Source organism: Roseofilum reptotaenium CS-1145, from assembly GCF_028330985.1.
Classification (GTDB): Bacteria; Cyanobacteriota; Cyanobacteriia; order Cyanobacteriales; family Desertifilaceae; genus Roseofilum; species Roseofilum reptotaenium.
In genome coordinates, this window is sequence record NZ_JAQMUE010000068.1 from 43,602 (window position 1) to 65,173 (window position 21,572).

General features: G+C 46.3%; 25 protein-coding genes and 1 pseudogene. 12 read left to right on the forward strand and 14 right to left on the reverse strand.

The features are described from left to right. Positions 1-22: 22 nt before the first annotated feature. The 3 genes from PN466_RS11160 to PN466_RS11170 form a co-directional block, all read right to left on the reverse strand. On the reverse strand, positions 23-1,990 hold the full coding sequence (locus tag PN466_RS11160) for a S8 family peptidase (RefSeq protein WP_271939708.1): 1,968 nt from the start codon (positions 1,988-1,990) through the stop codon (positions 23-25). 287 nt (positions 1,991-2,277) lie between these two features. Continuing rightward, the gene (locus PN466_RS11165; RefSeq protein ID WP_271939709.1) at positions 2,278-3,084 is read right to left on the reverse strand and encodes a LynF/TruF/PatF family peptide O-prenyltransferase; all 807 of its coding nucleotides are present in this window, start codon (positions 3,082-3,084) and stop codon (positions 2,278-2,280) included. A gap of 170 nt (positions 3,085-3,254) precedes the next feature. Beyond that, positions 3,255-3,425, reverse strand: coding sequence for an anacyclamide/piricyclamide family prenylated cyclic peptide (locus PN466_RS11170; RefSeq protein WP_278003063.1), 171 nt, complete (start codon positions 3,423-3,425; stop codon positions 3,255-3,257). Between the two features lie 299 nt (positions 3,426-3,724). Between PN466_RS11170 and PN466_RS11175 the strand changes: the two genes are divergently transcribed. Together PN466_RS11175 and clpB are read left to right on the forward strand one after the other, a co-directional pair. Then, on the forward strand, positions 3,725-4,300 hold the full coding sequence (locus tag PN466_RS11175; RefSeq protein ID WP_271939711.1) for a Uma2 family endonuclease: 576 nt from the start codon (positions 3,725-3,727) through the stop codon (positions 4,298-4,300). A gap of 192 nt (positions 4,301-4,492) precedes the next feature. Continuing rightward, positions 4,493-7,111, forward strand: coding sequence for an ATP-dependent chaperone ClpB (gene clpB / locus PN466_RS11180; RefSeq protein ID WP_271939712.1), 2,619 nt, complete (start codon positions 4,493-4,495; stop codon positions 7,109-7,111). A 56-nt stretch (positions 7,112-7,167) separates the two neighbouring features. Here clpB and PN466_RS11185 read toward each other — a convergent pair whose 3' ends face one another. Both PN466_RS11185 and PN466_RS11190 read right to left on the reverse strand, forming a co-directional pair. After that, on the reverse strand, positions 7,168-7,539 hold the full coding sequence (locus PN466_RS11185) for a hypothetical protein (protein WP_271939713.1): 372 nt from the start codon (positions 7,537-7,539) through the stop codon (positions 7,168-7,170). A gap of 59 nt (positions 7,540-7,598) precedes the next feature. Beyond that, positions 7,599-7,952, reverse strand: coding sequence for a hypothetical protein (locus PN466_RS11190; protein ID WP_271939714.1), 354 nt, complete (start codon positions 7,950-7,952; stop codon positions 7,599-7,601). Between the two features lie 137 nt (positions 7,953-8,089). Between PN466_RS11190 and PN466_RS11195 the strand changes: the two genes are divergently transcribed. Further along, on the forward strand, positions 8,090-9,004 hold the full coding sequence (locus PN466_RS11195) for an alpha/beta fold hydrolase (RefSeq protein ID WP_271939715.1): 915 nt from the start codon (positions 8,090-8,092) through the stop codon (positions 9,002-9,004). Positions 9,005-9,298: 294 nt separating this feature from the next. On the opposite strand, the gene glyQ is transcribed toward PN466_RS11195, so the two are convergent. Further along, on the reverse strand, positions 9,299-10,171 hold the full coding sequence (gene glyQ / locus PN466_RS11200; RefSeq protein WP_271939716.1) for a glycine--tRNA ligase subunit alpha: 873 nt from the start codon (positions 10,169-10,171) through the stop codon (positions 9,299-9,301). 120 nt (positions 10,172-10,291) lie between these two features. Here glyQ and PN466_RS11205 point away from each other — a divergent pair, with 120 nt between their 5' ends. After that, positions 10,292-10,792 carry a TerB family tellurite resistance protein gene (locus PN466_RS11205; RefSeq protein WP_271939717.1) on the forward strand — a complete coding sequence of 167 codons (501 nt, stop codon included), beginning with the start codon at positions 10,292-10,294 and terminating at the stop codon, positions 10,790-10,792. Here the strand turns inward: PN466_RS11205 and PN466_RS11210 are convergent. The 5 genes from PN466_RS11210 to PN466_RS11230 are packed head-to-tail and all read right to left on the reverse strand — an operon-like array spanning position 10,789 to position 15,812. Then, positions 10,789-11,811: a methyltransferase gene (locus PN466_RS11210; RefSeq protein WP_271939718.1), complete on the reverse strand. Its 1,023-nt coding sequence runs from the start codon at positions 11,809-11,811 to the stop codon at positions 10,789-10,791. The two genes, PN466_RS11205 and PN466_RS11210, sit on opposite strands and share 4 nt — an antisense overlap. A gap of 44 nt (positions 11,812-11,855) precedes the next feature. Continuing rightward, positions 11,856-12,557 (reverse strand): enoyl-CoA hydratase/isomerase family protein, encoded by a 702-nt coding sequence (locus PN466_RS11215; protein ID WP_271939719.1) that lies wholly within the window; start codon positions 12,555-12,557, stop codon positions 11,856-11,858. A 3-nt stretch (positions 12,558-12,560) separates the two neighbouring features. Further along, positions 12,561-13,631, reverse strand: a complete 1,071-nt coding sequence (dpgA, locus tag PN466_RS11220; RefSeq protein WP_271939720.1) for a 3,5-dihydroxyphenylacetyl-CoA synthase DpgA — start codon at positions 13,629-13,631, stop codon at positions 12,561-12,563. A gap of 29 nt (positions 13,632-13,660) precedes the next feature. After that, on the reverse strand, positions 13,661-14,392 hold the full coding sequence (locus tag PN466_RS11225; protein WP_271939721.1) for an enoyl-CoA hydratase/isomerase family protein: 732 nt from the start codon (positions 14,390-14,392) through the stop codon (positions 13,661-13,663). 4 nt (positions 14,393-14,396) lie between these two features. Next, positions 14,397-15,812 carry an aldehyde dehydrogenase family protein gene (locus tag PN466_RS11230; RefSeq protein WP_271939722.1) on the reverse strand — a complete coding sequence of 472 codons (1,416 nt, stop codon included), beginning with the start codon at positions 15,810-15,812 and terminating at the stop codon, positions 14,397-14,399. A gap of 225 nt (positions 15,813-16,037) precedes the next feature. Between PN466_RS11230 and rsmD the strand changes: the two genes are divergently transcribed. From rsmD to PN466_RS11245, 3 genes are all read left to right on the forward strand, one after another. Further along, entirely contained in the window at positions 16,038-16,571 is a 534-nt protein-coding gene (rsmD, locus tag PN466_RS11235; protein WP_271939723.1) for a 16S rRNA (guanine(966)-N(2))-methyltransferase RsmD, read from the forward strand. Positions 16,572-16,692: 121 nt separating this feature from the next. After that, the gene (locus tag PN466_RS11240; RefSeq protein ID WP_271939724.1) at positions 16,693-17,403 is read left to right on the forward strand and encodes a hypothetical protein; all 711 of its coding nucleotides are present in this window, start codon (positions 16,693-16,695) and stop codon (positions 17,401-17,403) included. A gap of 45 nt (positions 17,404-17,448) precedes the next feature. Next, on the forward strand, positions 17,449-18,411 hold the full coding sequence (locus PN466_RS11245; RefSeq protein WP_271939725.1) for an RsmB/NOP family class I SAM-dependent RNA methyltransferase: 963 nt from the start codon (positions 17,449-17,451) through the stop codon (positions 18,409-18,411). A gap of 232 nt (positions 18,412-18,643) precedes the next feature. Here the strand turns inward: PN466_RS11245 and PN466_RS11250 are convergent, their stop codons facing one another. The 3 genes and pseudogenes from PN466_RS11250 to PN466_RS11260 all read right to left on the reverse strand — a co-directional run bounded on the left by PN466_RS11250 (position 18,644) and on the right by PN466_RS11260 (position 19,879). Next, entirely contained in the window at positions 18,644-19,042 is a 399-nt protein-coding gene (locus PN466_RS11250; RefSeq protein WP_271939726.1) for a hypothetical protein, read from the reverse strand. 133 nt (positions 19,043-19,175) lie between these two features. Next, a pseudogene (locus PN466_RS11255) lies at positions 19,176-19,625 on the reverse strand (type II toxin-antitoxin system VapC family toxin). Positions 19,626-19,627: 2 nt separating this feature from the next. Further along, positions 19,628-19,879 (reverse strand): hypothetical protein, encoded by a 252-nt coding sequence (locus PN466_RS11260; protein ID WP_271939727.1) that lies wholly within the window; start codon positions 19,877-19,879, stop codon positions 19,628-19,630. Between the two features lie 106 nt (positions 19,880-19,985). On the opposite strand from PN466_RS11260, the gene PN466_RS11265 reads away from it, so the two are divergent. From PN466_RS11265 to PN466_RS11285, 5 genes are read left to right on the forward strand one after another with little or no spacing between them, the layout of a single operon-like run. Further along, positions 19,986-20,294, forward strand: a complete 309-nt coding sequence (locus tag PN466_RS11265) for a hypothetical protein (protein ID WP_271939728.1) — start codon at positions 19,986-19,988, stop codon at positions 20,292-20,294. A gap of 29 nt (positions 20,295-20,323) precedes the next feature. Further along, positions 20,324-20,494: a PIN domain-containing protein gene (locus PN466_RS11270; protein ID WP_271939734.1), complete on the forward strand. Its 171-nt coding sequence runs from the start codon at positions 20,324-20,326 to the stop codon at positions 20,492-20,494. Positions 20,495-20,514: 20 nt separating this feature from the next. Beyond that, positions 20,515-20,826, forward strand: a complete 312-nt coding sequence (locus PN466_RS11275) for a nucleotidyltransferase family protein (protein ID WP_271939729.1) — start codon at positions 20,515-20,517, stop codon at positions 20,824-20,826. Continuing rightward, a complete protein-coding gene (locus tag PN466_RS11280; RefSeq protein ID WP_271939730.1) occupies positions 20,819-21,046 on the forward strand; it encodes a hypothetical protein in 228 nt (75 codons plus the stop codon). The genes PN466_RS11275 and PN466_RS11280 overlap by 8 nt, the downstream gene beginning before the upstream one ends. 14 nt (positions 21,047-21,060) lie before the next feature. After that, on the forward strand, positions 21,061-21,450 hold the full coding sequence (locus tag PN466_RS11285) for a type II toxin-antitoxin system VapC family toxin (RefSeq protein ID WP_271939735.1): 390 nt from the start codon (positions 21,061-21,063) through the stop codon (positions 21,448-21,450). Positions 21,451-21,572 lie beyond the last annotated feature (122 nt).

A 21,572-nucleotide genomic window follows, 5' to 3' on the forward strand; every position in this document is an offset into this window, starting at 1 on the left:
AACACGGGATAGATGGATATCTCTAATACGGAGAAGACCAAGAACGAACTTCGCCCAAGGTCACCGGAATTAAATCGCTCACATCAATCGTAAACCGGAACACTTTTTTCGCGCGGCGGCTATTTTCTGGGTCGAAGAACTTAAGCTGCACATCCCAACAGTCGCTATCCATGCGACAGAAGGGACTCTTGCTGACATTAATGCTATCGAGTTCCATGCCCACACCCACGGCTTCCGAGAAGGTTTGCGCCGCTTGAAACGCATTAGTCGCGGCAAAGTTGAGGGCGCGGTCTTGGGAGGTTTGCCCCAGGTTGCGCAAATCGTAGTAAATGCGGTTGAGGAAGCTGCTCAGGGTGCGGCGCATTTGTCCTTCATCGGCTCCACTTTGTTCGACTCCAACTGCTTCTAAGGCAGCACCCACTAAGCTGTTGACGTGCCAACCGTACATTCCGCGAGGACTTTGGGGTTCGATAACCGGAACCACTTGACCGGAGAACAGGCGCACGGTACGGCCGGTAATGCGTCCGGGGATACTAACGCGCTCGATGTACTCGGCGCTATCTTCCGCTTGCACTTGTCCGGAGAGAAATTCTTGCAGGACGCTGTAAACCTCGCGAGAAAAAGAACCGACGGGTTCGATGGCGTAAACTGGGGTTAATTCTAGGTTGAGCGTCCAGATTAAGGATTTTGTTTCCGAGAGGTTATCGCCCAGGTAATCCACCATTTGCCGAGCATCGTAAGGATTGGCCGGAATCTGAGTATTTTCAATGGTGACAGCGGGCATCAGTTGCTTGAATGTATCCCGACGGGCTTCGCTGCCGAAGTCATAGCCGAGGATGCCGATGGCGTAAACGATAGTGTTTGCCGGGGTGGCCGACTGGCTAGGGGTGATGGGGTTGCTTGGTTCTGGCATAGATTCTCCTGTAATGGTTGTTGATGAAATAGGGTTGGAAGGAGCGACTTCCGCCGCAAGCACTTCGGGAAATTCAGTTTGTTTTTGAGCTTGAATAGGAGCTTCCTCTGGTTCTGGCGTACCGCCACAGCTACAACCGGAGGCTTCCACCAGTTCTTGAGGTTCTATGGCTTGGGCTTCTAGAGTTTCAGATGGTTCGGACATCGTTTCTCCTGTTAGGTGTTTGATTGCACCGGGAATGTTTAACAGGCCTGCTAAACATTTCCGGCCATTTTCATCTCCCGCCAACTCGCAGGGAAGAGCGCTGGCGAGCAGTGCTTCTCGCACAGCTTGGGGGTTAGGGTCTTCTCCCCGTTGCACTTGCAGGCTGAGGAGCAAGGCGGCGATTCCGGTAATAATGGGAGCGGCAAAACTGGTACCGCTGAGGGAGAGTGTACCACCGCCTGGTTTGGCTCCTTGAATGCTTTCACCAGGAGCGAGGATGCCTTGGGTTTGGTAGGTTTCTCCCCAGTTGCTGAAGTCGAGGGGATGGCCTCTAGCATCGGTGGCTCCGACGGCGAGGACGGCGGGGAGAGCGGCAGGGACGTGGAGGCAGTCGCAGCCGTCGTTTCCAGCAGCAGCAACGATGAGAATGTTCCTGTCGCGGCACATACTGACGGCTCTCTCTAGCCAGTCTTCGGCTTCTCCGATGTCAGTGAGGGAGCCACCACTAATATTAATCACTTGTGCACCGTTTTCGGCTGCTTGTTCGATGGCGCGGGAAAGGTCAAGTTGGGAGAGTTTGCGGTTGTCGTCGGCAAAGACGGGAGCGAGGAGTCCGCGACAGTTGGGAGCAATGCCGGGGATGTCGGTGTTAGGTTGGCCGAAAATCAGGCTGGCGATGTGCGTGCCGTGAGTGGACATTTGTCCGGCAGTGGCTTGGTGCTGGACGAGTGTGGGGAGGCGGCTGAGGGTTGCGCCGTTAAAGCAGGGATGGTTTGTATCGATGACTCCATCGAGGATAGCGACGGTAATGTCTGAGTCGCCCTGGGTGCGTTTTTGTAAGTCTGAGAGTCCGGGAATTGTCAGTTGAGACATTATCAATAAGGGTAAGTTATGCTTATTCGCTTACATTTTTTATGGGACGAGTTAATGATTACGTAGGCACTTTCTGTGAGATTTCATTAAGCATGGGGGGCAGAAGTTTGGAGTGTTATCTCGATGACAAAACGAAGAAGGCGATCGGTTTTCTTCCCTTTCCCCCGTGCCAGGTAAGGGGAAACCGAGAACTCACAACGGTTGTAATCTTATGGTCTAACTGTATGTTGTCTCACTGATGAAAGCTTGGCTGTAATAGAGGTTGATGTTTTGAATTCGTCCAGCTATTAGTTCAGATTCGGATAATGCGACCCACATTTTTTCGATCCCTCTTGTTGCAGACAAAAATCATGGACTCGATGGGCTGTATCGTTGACGGGGAAGTAACTGAGAAAATCTCGAATATCTTCTATGTGGTAGTACAGAACGTTGGCTTCGTTAGCCCGACTGAAACCGATTCCCATCAGGTTAGGGATAGCTAAGGGTTTGAGAGCGGTTGGGTAAAGGATTTCTTCTAGGGTTTGACGAGTTTTAGGCTGATTAAATTCCTCTTTTGTCACTTCAGGATAAAGTTCAATGGCACTGCGACCATCTACATTAAAATCGAATCCGATGTGCAAAGTATCGGAACGGAGCAGTTTTTGCAGTTCCGGACTCTCTCCACACAGTTGTTGGGCGAGGGAATTTTTTTCGGGATAGTCGCCAATGCGAATAAAGACTTTTAAACGGGACTCGGGGAGTTCGTGGCGCAAATCGACTCCGGCTAAAATCGTTTGGACTTTGCTAACATCAAAGTCGTTGCCCAAAAATTGGTGCAGCAGTTCGTAGTTGAGGTTGACATTAACTCTAGCTTCCACTGTTTTGAAGAAATTGAGGGCAGCGTTGAGATTCTCGATAGGTTTGTGGTCTGAGAATTGTAGGTCGAAACGAGCCGGATAGAGTTGGTCTTGTTTCATTTTTCCCGAACATTCGATGAGACAGTTCCCAGTTGTTGTAACGAACTGCTCGAAAAGCTCTAGGGGATAAAGGTTATCTATATCAAATGCATTTTTGTGTGTGCCAATGTAGTAAAGTCTGTCATCAACTGGAGTCATTAACTTTCACTTTTCTTTTACGATTTCAGTAACTACGGCAGTTATGAACGGTTAACTCAGGAGGCTCCCTTTTTCCCCCACCTCCCCCGTTTTTGTCCTTTCTCCTTGGGGGGGGTGAGGGTTCCCACCCAGGTTAGGATTTAGGGTTGTGTAAACCTGCAAACGCTGGGTTATGCAAATCTCCCGTATGGCCGATTCCAATCATCGTATCCAAATCTACTTGTACTTCCGATTCCCATAGGTCCCAGGGGTGCGATCGCGTTCCCATCACGAGAAACAGTAGCCACATTTTCACGCTTCACAGGAGCCACAGTTACTGGAGTCAGTTTTTTCGTCTTCATGATGCATGACCTCATTAAATTGATTGACAGTTTTTCGGAGACTTTGACTTAGTTCTCCGGTTTCTTGATTTGTGAATGGTAATCTTCTCCTCTGCCCATGTCAATAGCTTTAGGTAACGTTTGATTAAGTCTTGGCATCGAAAGAGTTGGGGGCGATCTCACTGGGGAAATGAGGGAGGGGTGCGATCGCACCTGGCGATCCTTCCCCTCTGCTCCCTCCCTCCTTGCACCCTTGCCTCAACGGGGCGATCGCTCAAAATTATCTGTTAAAATTTTGATAGGTTTAGGGAGATAAAACCATGACAGCATTAGTCTTAAATAACGCAGAAACCTGTCCGATTGCTGATGAACAATTTTATCAGCTTTGCGCTGCTAACCGTAATTTAAGATTAGAACGAACCGCTAAAGGAGACTTAATCATTATGCCACCCACAGGAGGGGAAACCAGTAAGCGTAATTCTGACCTTAACCTAGAGTTAGCCCTATGGAATCGACAAACTCAATTAGGAATCGTCTTTGATTCATCGGGTGGGTTTACCCTTCCTAATGGGGGAGATTACTCCCCAGATGCTTCTTGGATACCCTTAGCGAAATGGGAAGCGTTAACCGCAGAACAAAAGACTAAATTTTTACCCTTATCTCCCGATTTTGCGATCGAACTGCGATCGCCTAGCGATTCCTTAAAACTTCTACAAGGAAAAATGCAAGAATATATGGATAATGGTTGTCGGTTAGGTTGGCTCATTAACCCTAAAAACCGTCAAGTTGAAATTTATCGTCAAGGACAAGAAAAACAAATTTTAGACGATCCTCTCACCTTATCCGGAGAAGATATTTTACCCGGATTTGTTTTAAATCTTCAATTGATTTGGTAATGGAACTCTCTAGCAAAGAAAACCCTATCAGCGTTTATATTTATCAATTAACAATCCTTGATAACACCTTTTAGATTCATGGAATAGGGGTGGGAAATACCTATCTGAAACACCGTAAATTCCGAATATCTGGCATATCCAGTCTTTTCTACAATGGTCTCAAAGCATTAAAATGAAGTATCTGAAGAGACTATGCAACCCAATAATCCCAATCAATTTACAGAAAAAGCGTGGCAGGCGATCGCCCAAACTCCCGATATTGCCAAAAGCTATCAACATCAGCAACTCGAAAGCGAACACTTAATGAAAGCGCTCCTCGAACAGAATGGGTTAGCCACCAATATCTTATCCAAAACCCAGGTGAATCTACCCGCCTTTCGCGAGCAAACGGAAGCCTTTCTCCAACGACAAGCCAAAGTCCAGGGAGGGGGAGGATCGGTTTATCTTGGTCGTTCCTTAGATACCTTGCTCGATCGCGCCCAAACCTATCAGAATCAGTATGAGGATAGTTATATTTCCATTGAACACCTCTTACTAGCCTTTCTCCAGGATGACCGCTTTGGTAAAAGCTTGTGCAAAGATTTTAAACTGGATGAAGCCAAACTCCAGCAAACCATTCGCGACATTCGAGGAACCCACAAAGTGACCGATCAAAATCCTGAAGGCAAATATGAAGCCCTAGAAAAATATGGCCGAGACTTGACCGATGCCGCGCGGCAAGGTAAGCTAGACCCCGTGATTGGCCGGGATGACGAGATTCGCCGCACCATTCAAATCCTCTCGCGACGCACCAAAAACAACCCCGTGTTAATTGGGGAACCTGGAGTCGGAAAAACGGCGATCGCCGAAGGATTGGCACAGCGCATCGTTGCTGGAGATGTGCCCCAGTCCCTCAAAGACCGTGCCTTAATTGCTCTAGACTTAGGCGCACTCATTGCTGGAGCCAAATATCGGGGCGAATTTGAAGAACGACTCAAAGCCGTACTCAAAGAAGTTACGGATTATCAAGGTAATGTTATTCTCTTTATTGATGAAATTCATACCGTCGTCGGTGCAGGGGCAACCCAGGGAGCCATGGATGCCGGTAACCTGCTCAAACCCATGTTAGCACGGGGAGAATTGCGCTGTATTGGTGCAACTACGCTTGATGAATACCGCAAGTATGTTGAAAAAGATGCCGCCTTAGAGCGCCGCTTTCAACAGGTGTATGTCGATCAACCCAGTGTTGAAGATACGGTATCCATTTTACGCGGACTCAAGGAACGCTATGAAGTGCATCATGGGGTGAAGATTTCCGATAGTTCCCTAGTGGCAGCCGCTACCTTATCGACTCGGTATATTAGCGATCGCTTCCTTCCCGATAAGGCGATCGATTTAGTCGATGAAGCTGCCGCCCGGTTAAAAATGGAAATCACCTCCAAACCCGAAGAACTTGATGAAATTGACCGCAAAATTTTGCAGCTAGAAATGGAGCGTCTTTCCTTACAAAAAGAAAATGATCTCATTTCCTTAGAACGATTAGAGCGCTTAGAAAAAGATCTCGCTAACCTGAAAGAACAGCAACATGCCCTCAATTCCCAATGGCAATTAGAAAAAGACAGGATTGACAATCTTCAGAACATAAAAGAAGAAATCGATCGCGTCAACGTTGAAATTCAGCAAGCTGAACGTAATTACGACCTCAACCGCGCCGCAGAATTAAAATATGGCAAACTAACGACCCTGCAAAAACAACTCACTGAAGCCGAAACCCATCTTGCTGAATCGCAAACTACGGGCAAATCCCTACTCCGTGAAGAAGTAACTGACTCAGATATTGCTGAAGTCATCTCCAAATGGACCGGCATACCCATTAGTAAACTCGTAGAATCGGAAATGCAAAAACTCCTCAATTTAGAGGATGAACTACACCAACGTGTCGTAGGACAACATGAAGCCGTAACTGCCGTTTCTGATGCTATTCAACGGTCTCGTGCAGGTCTATCTGACCCCAATCGACCGGTTGCCAGTTTTATTTTTCTCGGCCCCACAGGAGTCGGAAAAACTGAACTGGCAAAAGCCCTCGCGGCCTATCTATTCGACACCGAAGAAGCCCTCGTTCGGATTGATATGTCCGAATATATGGAAAAACATGCCGTTTCCCGATTAATTGGCGCACCTCCCGGTTATGTTGGCTATGATGAAGGTGGACAATTAACGGAAGCCATTCGCCGCCGTCCTTACTCCGTCATTCTCTTTGATGAAATTGAAAAAGCCCATGCCGATGTCTTCAACATCATGCTCCAAATCCTTGATGATGGAAGGGTTACAGACTCGCAAGGGCATACCGTAGATTTCAAAAATACGATTATTATCATGACCTCTAATATCGGCTCCCAATACATCTTAGATCTGGCGGGAAATGACGATAATTATGAGGAAATGCAAACTACAGTGATGGAAGCTTTGCGTTCCACATTCCGCCCAGAATTTCTCAATCGCATTGACGAAACGATTATTTTCCACTCGTTGAAAAAAGAGCAACTACGAGAAATTGTGCAACTGCAAACAGTACACTTAGAATCTCGGTTAGCAGAGCGGAAAATCGCCCTAAAATTATCAGATACTGCCCTGGATTTCCTGGCAGCCGTTGGTTACGATCCGGTTTATGGAGCCAGACCCTTAAAACGAGCGATTCAACGGGAGTTAGAAACCAAGATAGCTAAGGGGATTTTACGAGGTGAATTTACCGAAGGTGATACGATCTTTGTGAATGAAGAAAATGAGCGCTTAACGTTGCAAAGCTTGAGTGCAAGTTTAGTCAAAACTTAAATCTAGTCTGGAGATCTAGAAACCCGCTTTTCCCAAAAAACGGGTTTCTGGCGTATCTAAGAACATTGGGCAACGGTTTGATTTTCTTTTAGAGCTATCAAATATTGCTCGAGTAAAAATTCTGGAATTTTAGTCAGAATTTCAGGATCTTGATGTTGAATAACCCGATCGGATTGACAGGAAATTTGGAGCTTATCCGGTGTATCTAAAGATTGGGGTACATATTCAAAGGAACAGGAAATTTGTCGTTGTTGACAACTATCCAAAACTGCCGCAATAATCATGCCATGACTACCGGGATAATCAGCAACAGAGTACCAATCTCCTTGATAGATCACTTCAAAACTGCGGCTATTGCGCTGGCGACAACGTTGGGGTTCGAGTTTCGCCCATTGAGATAGGTATTGACAAAGGGGGGATTGAGTCATTATCCCTTAAAGATTGACAGGACAAGGTTAGATCGGAGCAATACCTGTATTGTATCAATCTACAGAGAAGTTGAGCGTTCAATTTGTTCGATTAGATTCCAGAATTTGAGAATGCCGAGGCTAAACAGCACTAAGGAGGTAATACCGGAGGTAAAAAATTCTAGGCTATTGCCTTCTAGGAGGCTGATTAAACTACTGCATCCTATCCAAGCGGCAATGCCCGTGAATACTGAGGCTGAGGTTCCTTCCTCTCCTCTGGTGATTAACAAGAGGGCAATTCCCGATCCCAAAACACTGACTAATCCGGAAATGGTTCCAGTACAGGTAATGGCGATCGCCACTACACCATAGCGCAAAATTAAACCCCAGGTTCGCACACGAGGGGATCGCGATCGATAGTTTACTCTTATCATCCCATTGACTCCCGAAATCCTTCCCTCTCTTATCAGCCTAAACCTTGACCCTACGGCAATCTGTTACATTTATTTAATCTGAGTAACGATTGAATGTGTCGAATACACATGACTTTAAATCATCATCGGAACCAATCATGAAACACGCAAGCCTTTCAGAGACTCAATATTATACCTGGAAAACCTATCGCTGTGCCTATGAAGTCAGTTCTTCACCGCAATTCGATCCCCAAACTACTCCTCTGCTCCTTATCCATCCGATTGGCGTGGGATTATCCCGTAGGTTTTGGGATCGCTTTATTACTCAGTGGCGAGATCAAGGCTATAGCCAACCGATTTATAATCCAGATTTGCTCGGATGCGGTGAAGGTGATATGCCGCGAGTTGCCTATACTCCCGAAGATTGGGCGGAGCAACTTAACTATTTTATCGAAACGGTGATTCAACAACCGGTAATTTTGGTGGTTCAGGGGGCCTTATTTCCTGTGGCAATTGCTTTAACACAACAGCAAAATAGTCACTCCTGGCTTAAAGCACTTGTCTTATCTACTCCACCGGCTTGGCCAGTCATAACACAAACGAGTCCTGATTGGCAAAATCGTCTCCTCTGGAATGGCTTTGATTCCCCCCTGGGTAGAGCGTTTTATCGTTATGCTCGTCGTCGTCAGTTTTTAGAATCCTTTTCCATACGTCAACTCTTTGGCGAACCTAAGCACGTGGATGATGAATGGTTAGATACCCTCCAAGTTGGCGCTCAAAACCCCGCTAGTCGCCATGCTGTGTTTTCCTTTCTGGCTGGATTTTGGCGCAGAGATTATCAAGAAGCCATTAGGAAAATTTCCCAACCCACTCTCGTAGCCGTGGGTGAAAAAGCCTCCAGCATTAGCAAAGAAGGAAAGCAAGAAAAAGCCGATCAATGGCTGACTAAATATCTCGCCCATCTGCCCAATGGAGAAGGGAAAAAAATCCCAGGACGCAATGTTTTACCCTACGAATCTACAGAGATTTTTGTTTCTTTGGTTGCCCAACAGTTGAGTCAATGGGAATTATAAGGTAACAGAGAATCGGGGAATACTGTTTAACTGGACATGCTATAGCAGTGAAAGAGTTGATTAGGACAGTGAGGTTATGGTTTGAGGCACTCTAGCAATAGGCTTGCTTTGCAATAGCTTGTATGGCTTAGGTTCTAAGGCTTCAAGCTATTCCCTATTCCCTATTCCCTAGCGCGAAGCGCTATAGAGTTTTCATCGCTTTAACTAACTCCTGGAATTACGATGTTATTTCAAACCATAAGCTTGCCCTCTCCCTATATGTCTTTCCCGTGGGAGAGGGAATTTTCCCCATTTTTAATTTTTAATTGATAAGGGAAAGCCTAACTTCTCCCGTTGCTCCAGATACAGATGGGCTATCTTGCGGGCTAAACTACGGATTCTGCCAATATAGCGCGTTCGTTCCGTTACAGCGATTACGCCCCTGGCATCGAGTAAATTAAAGCTATGGGAGCATTTAAGTACATAGTCTAAACCGGGAGTAACTAAGCCTTTGTCAATCAGTTGAGTGGCTTCTTGTTCATAGAGTTCAAATAACTTAAAGAGTAATTCTGGATTAGAGGCTTCAAAATTGTAGGTGCATTGCTCGATCTCCCCTTGCAGGTGAACATCGCCATAGGTGAGGCGATCGCTCCATTGAATTTCGGTGAGCGCTTCCACATTTTGCAGATACATAGCCAAACGCTCTAAACCATAGGTGATTTCAATGGCAACGGGATGACAATCAATGCCTCCACATTGCTGAAAATAGGTAAATTGGGTGACTTCCATGCCATCGAGCCAAACTTCCCAACCGACTCCCCAAGCGCCTAGGGTGGGAGATTCCCAATTATCTTCGACAAAGCGAATATCGTGATCTTCAGGCTGAATACCGAGAACCCGTAAGGAGTCCAGATAAAGATCCTGAATGTTATCGGGAGAAGGTTTCATCAGCACTTGATACTGATAATAGTGCTGGTAACGGTTAGGATTTTCTCCATAGCGTCCGTCGGTGGGACGACGACAGGGTTCGACATAAGCGACAGACCAAGGTTCTGGCCCGATCGCCCTCAGAAACGTATGGGGACTCATCGTACCTGCCCCTTTCTCCGTATCATAGGGCTGGACAACCAAACACCCGCGATCGGCCCAAAACTGATTTAAGGTAGCGATGACTGACTGAAAATTCACCCGGAAATTGTCCTCAATCGAATACAACAATTTCTATTTTCCCTTAAAAGTGTGAGGGGGCGTAACGAGTAATGAACAATGATATACTCCGGATGAAGTTGTCAATGGAGCATACTACCCATGTATGAAACCTACGGACCAGCCCCTTGGATTAAAACCGATCGCTACGGAATTACCAAAACTCTTCCCCCTGAGACTTCTGTAATTTGGTACAAAGCACTGCTACTGTGTGCCAATGGAGATGGAGAACTCTCACAACCCGAACGGGATTGGGTCATTGGTCATGCCACAACCTACCACCCTGAGATGAGTGAGAGCCAAATTGATGAACTGAGAAATTTCAACGGAACTGGCACAACGGATGATATCGAAAAACTCGTATTCAGCGATCCCTTAGCCAAAAAGGGACGTTATGTTCTCGTTTATGAGGCAATTCAGGCTTCGGCTGCAGATGGGGACTACAGTGACGGAGAAAAAGCGACGATTCGTAAAATGGCGGGCAAGCTCGGAATTGGTGAAGCCAAAGTAGCAGAACTTGAGAGTTTGTTTGAAGAAGAGAAGGCGTTAAAAGAGAAGCGGATTCGGATCTGGCATCCTGAAGGGATTCCGGGAGAAGACTAGGGATACACCGCTACAATTGCGTCGATCGATGACAAGGGTTGAATGTTAACCAGTTCAAAGCCTGCGCTCTCGAGTAAAGAGGCAAACTCGAATTGAGTCCGTTCTCCGGGGCCCCCACTTGCTCCTGGTGCGCCATGTACCAACAACATCTGCAAGTTTTTGATGCCAATATAGGGGTTGCGGACTTGGTCATCTTCAATTAGTTCAAAAATGTATAGCTTGTTGCCAGCGTGCATGGCTTGCCTGACATGGGTGAGAATCGTGAGTGCCTGTTCATCAGAATAGGAATGCAAAATGCGTTTTAGGATGCCATCCCCCGGAATATCGGGCAATGTAACCTGCATATCAACTCCGATCGCCTGCAAGCGCGGTCGAACAGAGACACGAGCGATCGTGTCGGGAACATCAAACAGTTGCCCCTGAATACCTTCGTACTTTTCTAAAATTCCGGTAATGAGCGCCCCATTTCCCCCGGCAATTTCAGCAATCTGTTGGGATTGAGAAAAGTCAAACCCTTGCAAAATATCCCGAATTTCGACCCGCGACATCGATTCCATCGCGCGATCGAAAGCGGCGGCTAAATCCTGATGTTCTCGTAGGTAATCGTAGAAGAGGCGATCGCGCCCAAGCTGATAAATACTTTTGCCCGTTTGTAATAGTTCTTTCCACAGAGTACGTCGTTGTTCATGTTTTCTGGACTGGGCTAACTGACAGAAGTGATGCCAGGGTCTAAGGGAAAATTCTGAGTTCAGGACTAAATGTTGTGAAACGTCGGTCAGAGAAACCATAGACCGAGAAGGATTAGCATCCGGTTCGAGCGCGAATAAGTCAAAATGAGCGAGTCCCCGCAAACAACGATGGAGCGATCGCTGATGAGTGCCGCTTCGCTCCGCTAACTCTGATACAGATAAAGAATGGGTGGCAAGATGATCGAATACCCCAAGGCTAATACAGGCCTCCGTAAAGTGGGAGACAATGCGATAGTCTAAAAGGCAAAACATTTGTTGATAAGGAATCATAAATTATAGCGCTGCGCGCTAGGGAATAGGGAATGGGGAATAGGTTATGTTCTGTCTGACAATTGAGACAGGCATAGATCCTGTACAGCTAAATAATGTCCGATCGCATCTTCATAAGACGTGGCAAAAGATTCATTGAGGAGTCTACGGGTATTTTGTAATACTTGAGGGTGAATGGGCATCAACGCCTGCTGAACCTCTTCAATGGTCTGTTCCAATGCAGTCGTTTCACAGGCGAGATCGACAATTCCCAGTGCGATCGCCTCTTCAACAGAAAATTGAGCGCCAGTAAACAACAAGCGACGAGCAACGCCAATTCCAGTATATTTTGCCAATCGGAACACTCCCATTCCCGGTAAATACCCTTCTTTAACTTCTGGCATTTGAAAGAGCGATCGCGCCGTCGAGACTCGATAATCGCAAGCAAGAGCAAGTTGAAAGTAAAACCGGGTACAATAGCCATCGATCGCCGCGATGGATGCCCCCGCAAATCCTTCTAGTCGCCGGAGAACTTTTTCCCATTTGCTACAATCGTCAAATGCAGGTGGTATTGCGATCTGAGATTGCTGAGTATTCAATCCCCAAAATATGATGAGTTGACAAGTCTCGTCATCTTCGAGATCGTTCATTAATACGATCAATTCTGACAAGCAGACTGCATTCAATTGACTTGGATCTGACCATTGCAAGTTTATATGGGCGATCGTTTCCAGTTTAGTGAGTTTTAATGTGGTGTATTGTGTCATTCCTTAGAATTCCCCCAAGCAGCATTCAATGGTCGAACCCGGTCCCATCGTCATCATGATGACAGACTCTCCCTTTCGAGCAACTCCTTCCTGCAATAGTCGTTCGTGAGAGAAGAGAAAAGAAGCTGACGATAAATTACCATAATTTTCCAGGATATGGGTGGTATGGCGCACATCATGCTCGGTAATATTTAAAGCATATTTGATCGAATCGATCACCTTGCGACCCCCGGAATGAATCACCCAATGCTGAATATCTCGACGTTTGCGATCGAAGCGATCGAGCAAGCGATCTACGGGGATTTTAACATTGCGTCCCAAAAGATAAGGAATTTGTCGATCCAAATATAAGGCATAGTGAGTTGCTTGCCAATCAAGCCGTATTGCATCGATCGCCTCAGTAATCAGGTGAGAACTGAAGCCGAGAATTTTGGGCCCAGTGGATAACTCCAGAAAAGCTCGGCCAGAAACGATCGCCGCACCTGCACCATCTCCAAATAACGAATTGACCACTGCTGCATTTAATGTATCATCGATTGCATACATAGCAGAACACACTTCAACACAAAGGAGGAGACCGATTGCCTCTGGATTGAGGGCACAAAAATTGACGACTGGTTGAAGACCATTTAATCCTGCGTTGCAACCCATGCCAACAATATCAATCCGTTGAACATTCCGACGCATCCCCATCTCTTTAATGTAAAGTGCGCTCAGGCTTGGACAGAGCAAACCTGTAGTTGATACGACACTAATATAGTCAATATCTTCAGGATTGAGTCCCGCTTTTTCTAAGGCTTTTTTGATAGCTGACTGTCCGATCTCGAGCGCAATCTGTTTGTGTTTCTCTAATAAATCACCTTGGCTTTCTTGCAGCCTCTGACCCTCTGGGTTGGGTTTGGGTAAACAAAGGTGACGGGATTTAATATGAGAATTACTGAAAATTTTGCGAGTTTTTGGATTAGTGATGTTGAAAATTTTTAAGATCTCAGTCTGGGTGTATTTTTGTGGAGGAGTTGCAGTCCCGATCGCAATAAGTCTGGGGGATCTGGAAGGAATTACGGCAGATTGCATGAGGGGTTGTGAACTTTATGATGATATCTCTATTGTGCCTCTCTTTTTCGCTGGTAGAGCAGTGCTTGAGCAACGGCTTCGACAGTTTTATCTCCCAAACTACCATGAACGGATTGTATTGCCAGTTTAGCGAGGTGCATTGCCAGGGGGTCTCGCCGAGCCACAGTTTCGGCAAGGTCAAGGGTGTCCTCCCACACGCGATCGCTAATTTGAGAAACCAGTCCCCATTGTAGGGCGGTGGCACTATCGACTTTTTGCCCAAAGAGAACGATCGCTTTTGCCCTCGCTTCGTTCACCAATTTGGTCAGCCGACGAACTCCCCCAGCAGCCGGAATTAAGCCTAAATCAACTTCAGGGAGCGAGAACCAACTCGAAGGGCTACAGATGCGAAAATCACAAGCCAGAGCCAATTCTAACCCCCCAGCAATGGCAGGCCCTTGAATCGCTGCGATCGTTGGCCAGGGCGCATTAGCCCAATTATCAAAAAGCTGCCGGCTCTGTAAGTTTAATCCATCGGCATAGGAGCGATCGCCTAAACTGGAAATATCGGCACCAGCACAAAACACTTTCTCTCCGGCTCCCGTCACAATAGCCGCGCGAATGGTGCGATCGCTCGCCGCCTCAGCGTACTGTTCTGCGAACTGGCAAATCATGCCATCATGATAAGCATTCGCTTTTTCTGGGCGATCGAGGACGAAGAGAGCGATGTTGTTTCCTTCTCCCACTCGTTTCATTTGCACCGTACCGGAAAGCGTTGTCATGAGTTTAAGCCTCTCGGGAAGATGCCCGCGCGATCGCCTCTGCCATATCTGGTAGAGAAACAGTCGAGTCTGCGGGATAAGCTGCACGAGACCACTGTATTAGGTATTGAGGGCCGATATTATCATCCACTGAACTGCCTCCGAAAAATCCCGTACCAATCACTGGTCCTCTGGTCAAGTTTGTGGACACGCCACTGGAGCCTTGAACCCCTTGGGTATTCACTGAAATCCGGCAGACGGGTAACGCCGCCGCATAACGAGCAACGATCGCCGGATCTTGACTGTGAATCACCGCAGAGTGACCTTTACCGATCGTCTCCAACATGGCCACAGCTCTCTCAATTGCCCCCTCTATGCCATCTACCTGAATGTACCCCATCACGGGAAACATTTTCTCTTGGCTGAGGGGTTCGCGATCGCCCACTGCATCAATTTCGACGAGCAAACTTTTAGTATCCTTCGGGACAGAAAACCCAATTTGTTGAGCAATCCAAAGGGCACTTTTCCCAATCGCTTCAGGATTTAATCCGGTCTCCAAAAACAGATAGTTGCTTAGTTTTTGGGCGGCCTTATCGGTCACAAAATACCCTCCCGATCGCCCTAAAGCCTCTTTGAGTTGGGAGTCAATAGTGCGATCGGCCAACACCACCGATTCACAAACACAGGGGAGTGCGTGGTCGAAACTGTTACTGGCAATAATTTGTGCAGCAGCCCTCTCAATATCAGCCGACTCATGTACAAAACAGGGCACATTCCCCGGTCCCATACCCATGGCAGGATTCCCTGAACTATAAGCCGCACGGACTCGTTTAGGGCCCCCTGTTGCCAGAATTGTGCTAATTTGGGGGGATTCCATTAAAGAATTGAGTGCTAGAAGGCTCGGTTGACGAATGGTCTGAATTGCACCAGAGGGTGCCCCTGCTCGTTCAGCAACTTCTGCCATCCAATCTACAACGTGAATCGAGCAATGTTGTGCCGCAGGATGGGGAGAAAAAATAATCGCATTGCGGGTCATCATACTGATAATGGCCTTGTAATAGACTGTCATCACGGGATTGGTACTGGGGATTAAGCCAGCTATGACTCCTGCGGGTTTTGGAAAACTAATGATTTTCTTGTCTTCATCGATCTTAGGCTCGATGAAATCAGCAATGCGATATCGGTTCAGCAATCCGACTGAACAATCTAGATTTTTTTTTACATTATCCTCAACGTTACCGTAGCCTGTTTCGCTAACCAACCATTGAGCATAAAATTCAGCCTTTTCCTTGCCGGCTTGAACCATTGCCTCAACAATTTGTTGGACTTGCTCTGTCGTATAACAACTAAAAATATGCGCTGCCCTTTCTGCCCTATCTAATAACCGATTAACTTCCCGTTGAACTCGATCTAATTCTGGCTGATAATTCGTACTGCTCACTCCCTTATCTCCGGTCTTACCTGAGTGTTCTCCCTCAATTTTTTTCTTTTGTACCTCAGTAGGGTAACACGATCTCCGGTTTAAGCTATTAACTTCAACAACTCTGACCCTGCCTACCCAACAATGATTGGCTGCTGAATTATAGACCCTTAAAAATTGTTTGCACAATGCTAAATTAAGACATTGGTTTTAATGTAAGGGAGATGACAGGGCAACCTTTTACTTATGCGTATTTATGGTAATCGTGTAATTAAAACCCTTCCCGGTTCTCTGACTCGCCCAACAGTGGGACGGGTACGGGAGGCGGTATTTAATATTTGGCAAGGTTCGATCGCCGGCTGTCGCTGGTTAGATTTGTGTGCTGGCAGTGGTTCGATGGGAGCCGAAGCGCTCTGTCGGGGAGCGAGTTGGGTTGTGGGGATTGAGCAGTCTTCTCGCGCTTGTGGGGTGATTCGCCAAAATTGGCAACAGATGGCATCGGCAGACCAATTTCAGGTGCTTTGTGGGGATGTGCTGAAGCGGGTGCAGCGCTTAGAGGCAGAGAGCTTCGATCGCATTTATTTCGATCCACCTTACCAAAGTTCATTGTATCAGCCTGTGTTGGAGGCGATCGCCGATCTGCATCTGCTCTGTGATACGGGAGAACTTGCCGTCGAACATTCCCCCCAACTCCCTCCTCCAGATAAGCTGGATGGCTTAGAAATTCTTCGCCAAAAGATTTATGGCAATAGTGCGGTGACCTTTTATCAAGTCCATTAATCCGGTTAAGGAGCCAAAAACGGGTAAATAGGACATAATGTGAATGAGGGGTTTCACCCCTCATTCTAGTTTTTGCGGAAAATCAAGTATTCTAGGTGACAGTTTGTCGGGACAGAGAGTTATGACACCAGCACAGCAGATGGCGACCTCAAAACTGAATCGACAGGGTAAATCTCAGCGTCATCTTCGCCTATCTGATAGAGTATCAACAACTCCGGTTGTCGAATCTGTGGTTTCTATTGGAGAATCTAATCGGCATCTGTACGTGAGCCGCTCTCAGACTTCGTCCGAGAGGATTATCTATCCCTTTGATCGCTTAAGTGAACAACCAACGGCCGTGTCTAATCCTGCGGATATCACAGAATCTGGGTTACCGTCCTCTGCTGAGGAGGAAAAGGGAATTTATTTGGATTTAGAAACCTTGCAAGGGTTTGAAGTGGCTAACCACCAGTTTGAACACTGGGGTATCCAGTTTCGCAATGCGATCGCCCTTCAACCCTCAAATCCTGCCTATCCTCCGAAGTCAGGAAGCATGGTACTCATTGCTGGCCCCAAAAGTGGTTGGATGGAAGTTCTATTTACTCAGCCTATTCGGGCTGTAAGTTGTTATGTGACTAGCTCGCGACGGATTACGTTGACAGGATTTAATAGAGAGAATGAGGCGATCGCCTATACCGAGTTATCAGAAGCGAATTTGGCTACCTTGAAGGGTTCAATTGCTCCTAATGCCCTGTTGACGTTAATAACAGAGACACCTGATATTTACCGGATTAATTTTTCGGCGTTTGATGGACAATTTAGTGTGGATGATTTTTATTTTTATTGGGATTAGCAATCCATCTTAAGATTGTAAGGTGTTGTTGCTTATTGTTTATGGATGTCTTCTAAACTTTTGAAGCAGTTTAGCGATCGCCTCTGGAGCGATCCACCATTGCGAGATCGGTTTATCCAAGCGTTCGATCAGCCACCTCCTTTACATCCCTGTATTCTCTGGTGTGAAGACCCTCCTTCAGAGCGTCCGTTTACCGTGGAACCGCCTCAACCCTGGCAACCGGAGCGGGTGGATCGACTCAGTTTAGGAGCGCAACCGGGAAAACATTCCGCCCACGATCGTGGAGCCTATTATTGTCTGGACTTTTCTTCTGTGTTTGCAGCATCTCCTCTGTTGCAACTTTCCGATATTAAAACGGCGATCGATGTTTGTGCCGCTCCAGGAGGTAAAAGTTTATTCACCTGGCATAATCTGCAACCGGACTTACTGCTGTGCAATGAAGTTGTCGGTAAGCGTCTGGGAACCCTCATGGCTAACTTAAGGCGGTGTCAAGTTGCTAACCTTTCAGAGCAGCAGGTGAGGACAAGCATTATCGCCACCCAACTCGACCCCCAACTGCTTGCCCAAGACTTTTCCCAAGCCTTCCAACTCGTCCTCGTCGATGCCCCCTGTAGCGGTCAATCCCTACTTTTGAAACAGAAAAAAGTCCCCGGATGTTTCCATAAAGTCACCCTGAACCGCAACGCAAACCGGCAAAAACGCATCATCGGCAATGCCGCCCAATTGGTCGCTCCTCAAGGCTATCTTCTCTACATGACTTGCACCTATTCCCTCGAAGAAAATGAGCAAATTTGTCAGTGGTTACTGAAAAAATATCCCCACTTTCAATCCGTCCCTGTTCCCCATCTTCTCGATTACCAATCCCATCTCACTCATCTTCCTTGCTATCGCCTCTGGCCTCACCAAGGGCTAGGCGCAGGTGCATTTACTGCCCTGTTTCAAAACCAGAATTTAGGGGAAATTACAGCGATTTCTAGAGAAGATTTAGCCGCCATTAATCGATTATAGTTGTGTCAATTCTTGCCCATCATAAATCAAGTTTTTGGTTCATAGGGGCGGGTTCATCCCGAAGTCTAGTGGATTGTTTCATCTAAAATAGTGCATTAGCTGCAATTTGTTGTAGGGCTTTAGCCCTAAAATGTTCAGAGCGCTAAAGCGCAACAACGGAGGAAATATAATGAATCAAATTAGATGAAACAGTCCACTAGAATGCGATCGCACCTCTCCACTTCAAATCCATTTAATAATGTTGTTGGACTAAACTGGGATTGAGTTTAGCTAAATTAGATACGAGATGACCGGGAATCATATGAGGGGGTGGTGGGAGAATTAAACCACACCACTGAGCTACGTCTACAGATAGGGTAATGCAATCAGGGCCTTTACCAATGCAGTAGATTAAGCCTCGGTATTTACTGGAAATCTGGTCGATCGCTTGCTCTAAGTCGGAGTCATAAATTTCAAATTTGACTAAGTGTTTGATGTAGCGAGTTCTATTGGAGCGATCGATATACCCAGGATACAGGGGGAATTTAGGGATTTTAGGTTTAAAGGCATACCATTCCGATCTACTGTTGTACTCAAACCAACATACAGAATGAGGAAAACCGGTTTCGCTAATGATGGTGAGATATCCCATAACGACCTCATCGATCGCCAACCTACAAGCACGATTAGGTTGATTATAGCCTTACTGGAGGAGGAAAGGGGGCGATCGCCGATTTTTGCTAGACATGGAATATTATTGAGTTTTGTCTGTTGTCTCAATTTTATCAGTTTGCCAACCAGGATTCTAAGGGTAGTGCTTTCACTGCTTGCATCCGTTGAAAATCCCTGTCTTCTGAAACAAGGGTTAATCCGTTGCGTAAGGCGATCGCCACAATCCACAAGTCATTTTCGCCAATTCCCAAGTTTTCGATCCTGATTTTTCTACGCTTATTTCTCTCTTTAGGGCCAAAATACTCTAAAATTTCTGCCTTAAACTCAGCATAAATATTGGCAGTCACTTCATCAATGCGATAAATGCGAATATCTTCGAGAAACAGGTTTATCTGCGCCAGATTTCTAGCTTTTTGTTCCGACTTATAGGCCATGTAGAGCAATTCACCCTGAACGATGACACAGGTGGCAACTTATGATTCCCCCACCTCAATAATGCGGTTGATTACGGCCCTATCTCCCTGAATAATGCGGCTACAATGATTGGTGTCGAGTAGATACATGATTAAAATTCTAGAGGGCTGCGGGTTTCGTACACGCTCTCTAAGCACTCTTCCAAGTCATTACCGGCCCAGGTTCCTGCATGTCTTAATAAGGAATGGCCGGAAGCTGGACGAAATGAGGAGGGTTTTTCTGAAGATGGGGTTTGAGGTGGATGGGAAAGTACCGTCACGTGCACGCTACATCCAGCGAGTTGGGCTGAATGGGCCATAATTTCTTCCCAAGTTCCTTCTATTTCTATGGGTTGTTGTGTCATCGATCGCTAACCTGCAAGTACGATTAGCTTGATTATAGCTTTATTGGAGGAGGACTTCTGGAAGTTATAATATCTATGGTCTGCCAATATTGTAGGAGAGAAGGTTATGACCCAAGTTTTTCAAGCACAAGATGTTGCAATCGGTCGAATTTCTGCGATCGTCGATCGCCTATTTCAAGAAAACGAGAAGTTCAGAGAGCGATTAGAAAAAGATGAAGTGATGAGCATCTTTTCTAACCTATTGGCACAAGTGGATACCCAGGAGCTTTGTTCTGTGGATGAGTCGGAATTGACAGAGCGAGTCGAACGGATAATGGTGACAGAGGCTGTTGCGGGAACGTTGAACGACCTAACGCCAGAACAGATGGCTATTTTTGATGCCGCAGTGGAAGGTCATTCAACAATTAATAATTAATAATTTATTATATCGTTGGCGATCTGGCAATTTTCGAGAGAGCCGCACAAATTCATGCCAACTTAAAACGGAAAGGAGAGCCAATGGAAGATGCAGATATTTTAATTGCGGCAACGGCGATCGCCCAGAATCAGATTCTGGTTTCCCATGATTCGGATATGCGGAGGGTTGAGGATTTGAGGTTGGAAGATTGGCTTTAGGGTAGGCTGGAGGTGGAAGGATGTGGCAGTCTAATCTTGAGGTGTCTTTAGAGGCGATCGCCGATTTTTGTCAAAAATGGAATATTATCGAATTTTGCCTGTTTGGTTCGATTCTGCGTCAGGACTTTCGCCCAGACAGCGATGTGGATGTTTTGGTGACGTTTGGCGCGGATGAAGGATGGAGTTTATGGGATATTATCACCATGAAAGATGAACTGAAACTGCTCTTTGGGCGTGAGGTTGACTTGGTTCAGAAAGAAGGGTTAAAAAATCCCTTTCGCCGTTATGAGATTCTGCGAACTCTCCAATATCGTTCAAAAATTAATGGATGAGAATTCTTGTTTTCGGGAGCAACTGGATCGACAGAAAATTACGGAGATGTTGTTGAATGTCTTTGAAAGTGTCGATCGCGATAGCATTTTATTGCTAGAAGAACAAGAGTTACTTCGCCGAGTCGATCTCTTGATGGCAACGGAATTAGTTTATGGTATGTTAGATACACTGACACCAGAAGAAATAGCACAATTTGATGCGGCAGTTGCCGGGAGATAATCGGATTGGGTTATTTGCTCGATACGAATATTATTACTGCACTGGTGAAGAGAAATTCGAGGGTAGTGACTCGATTACGGTATATCGAAGGTCAAGGTGCAAAGATTTATATGAGTGCCGTAAGTTACTATGAAGTTAAAAGAGGACTTTTGTATATTAATGCCACTCGGCAGTTGGCAAATTTAGAGATTTTGTGCGAACGCATTCCTCTGTTGTATTTGGATAACCTCAATATTTTCCAGAAAGCTGTGGAAATTCATGCCAATTTAAGACGCAAGGGAGAGCCGATGGAAGATGCGGATATTTTAATTGCGGCAACGGCGATCGCCCATAATCTGATTCTGGTTTCCCATGATTCCGATATGCAGAGGGTTAAAAATTTGATGTTATATCAAGTCCGATGAATAAGTTACGATATAAATGAAGAGTGTCCAAGCAAAGCAATGCCCCGACTCCTTAAGATAGTCCCCCACCAGAGTAGAGAGTCCCTGGGCGTAGCCTACCATCAAGCAAAAGAGGGCCCAGA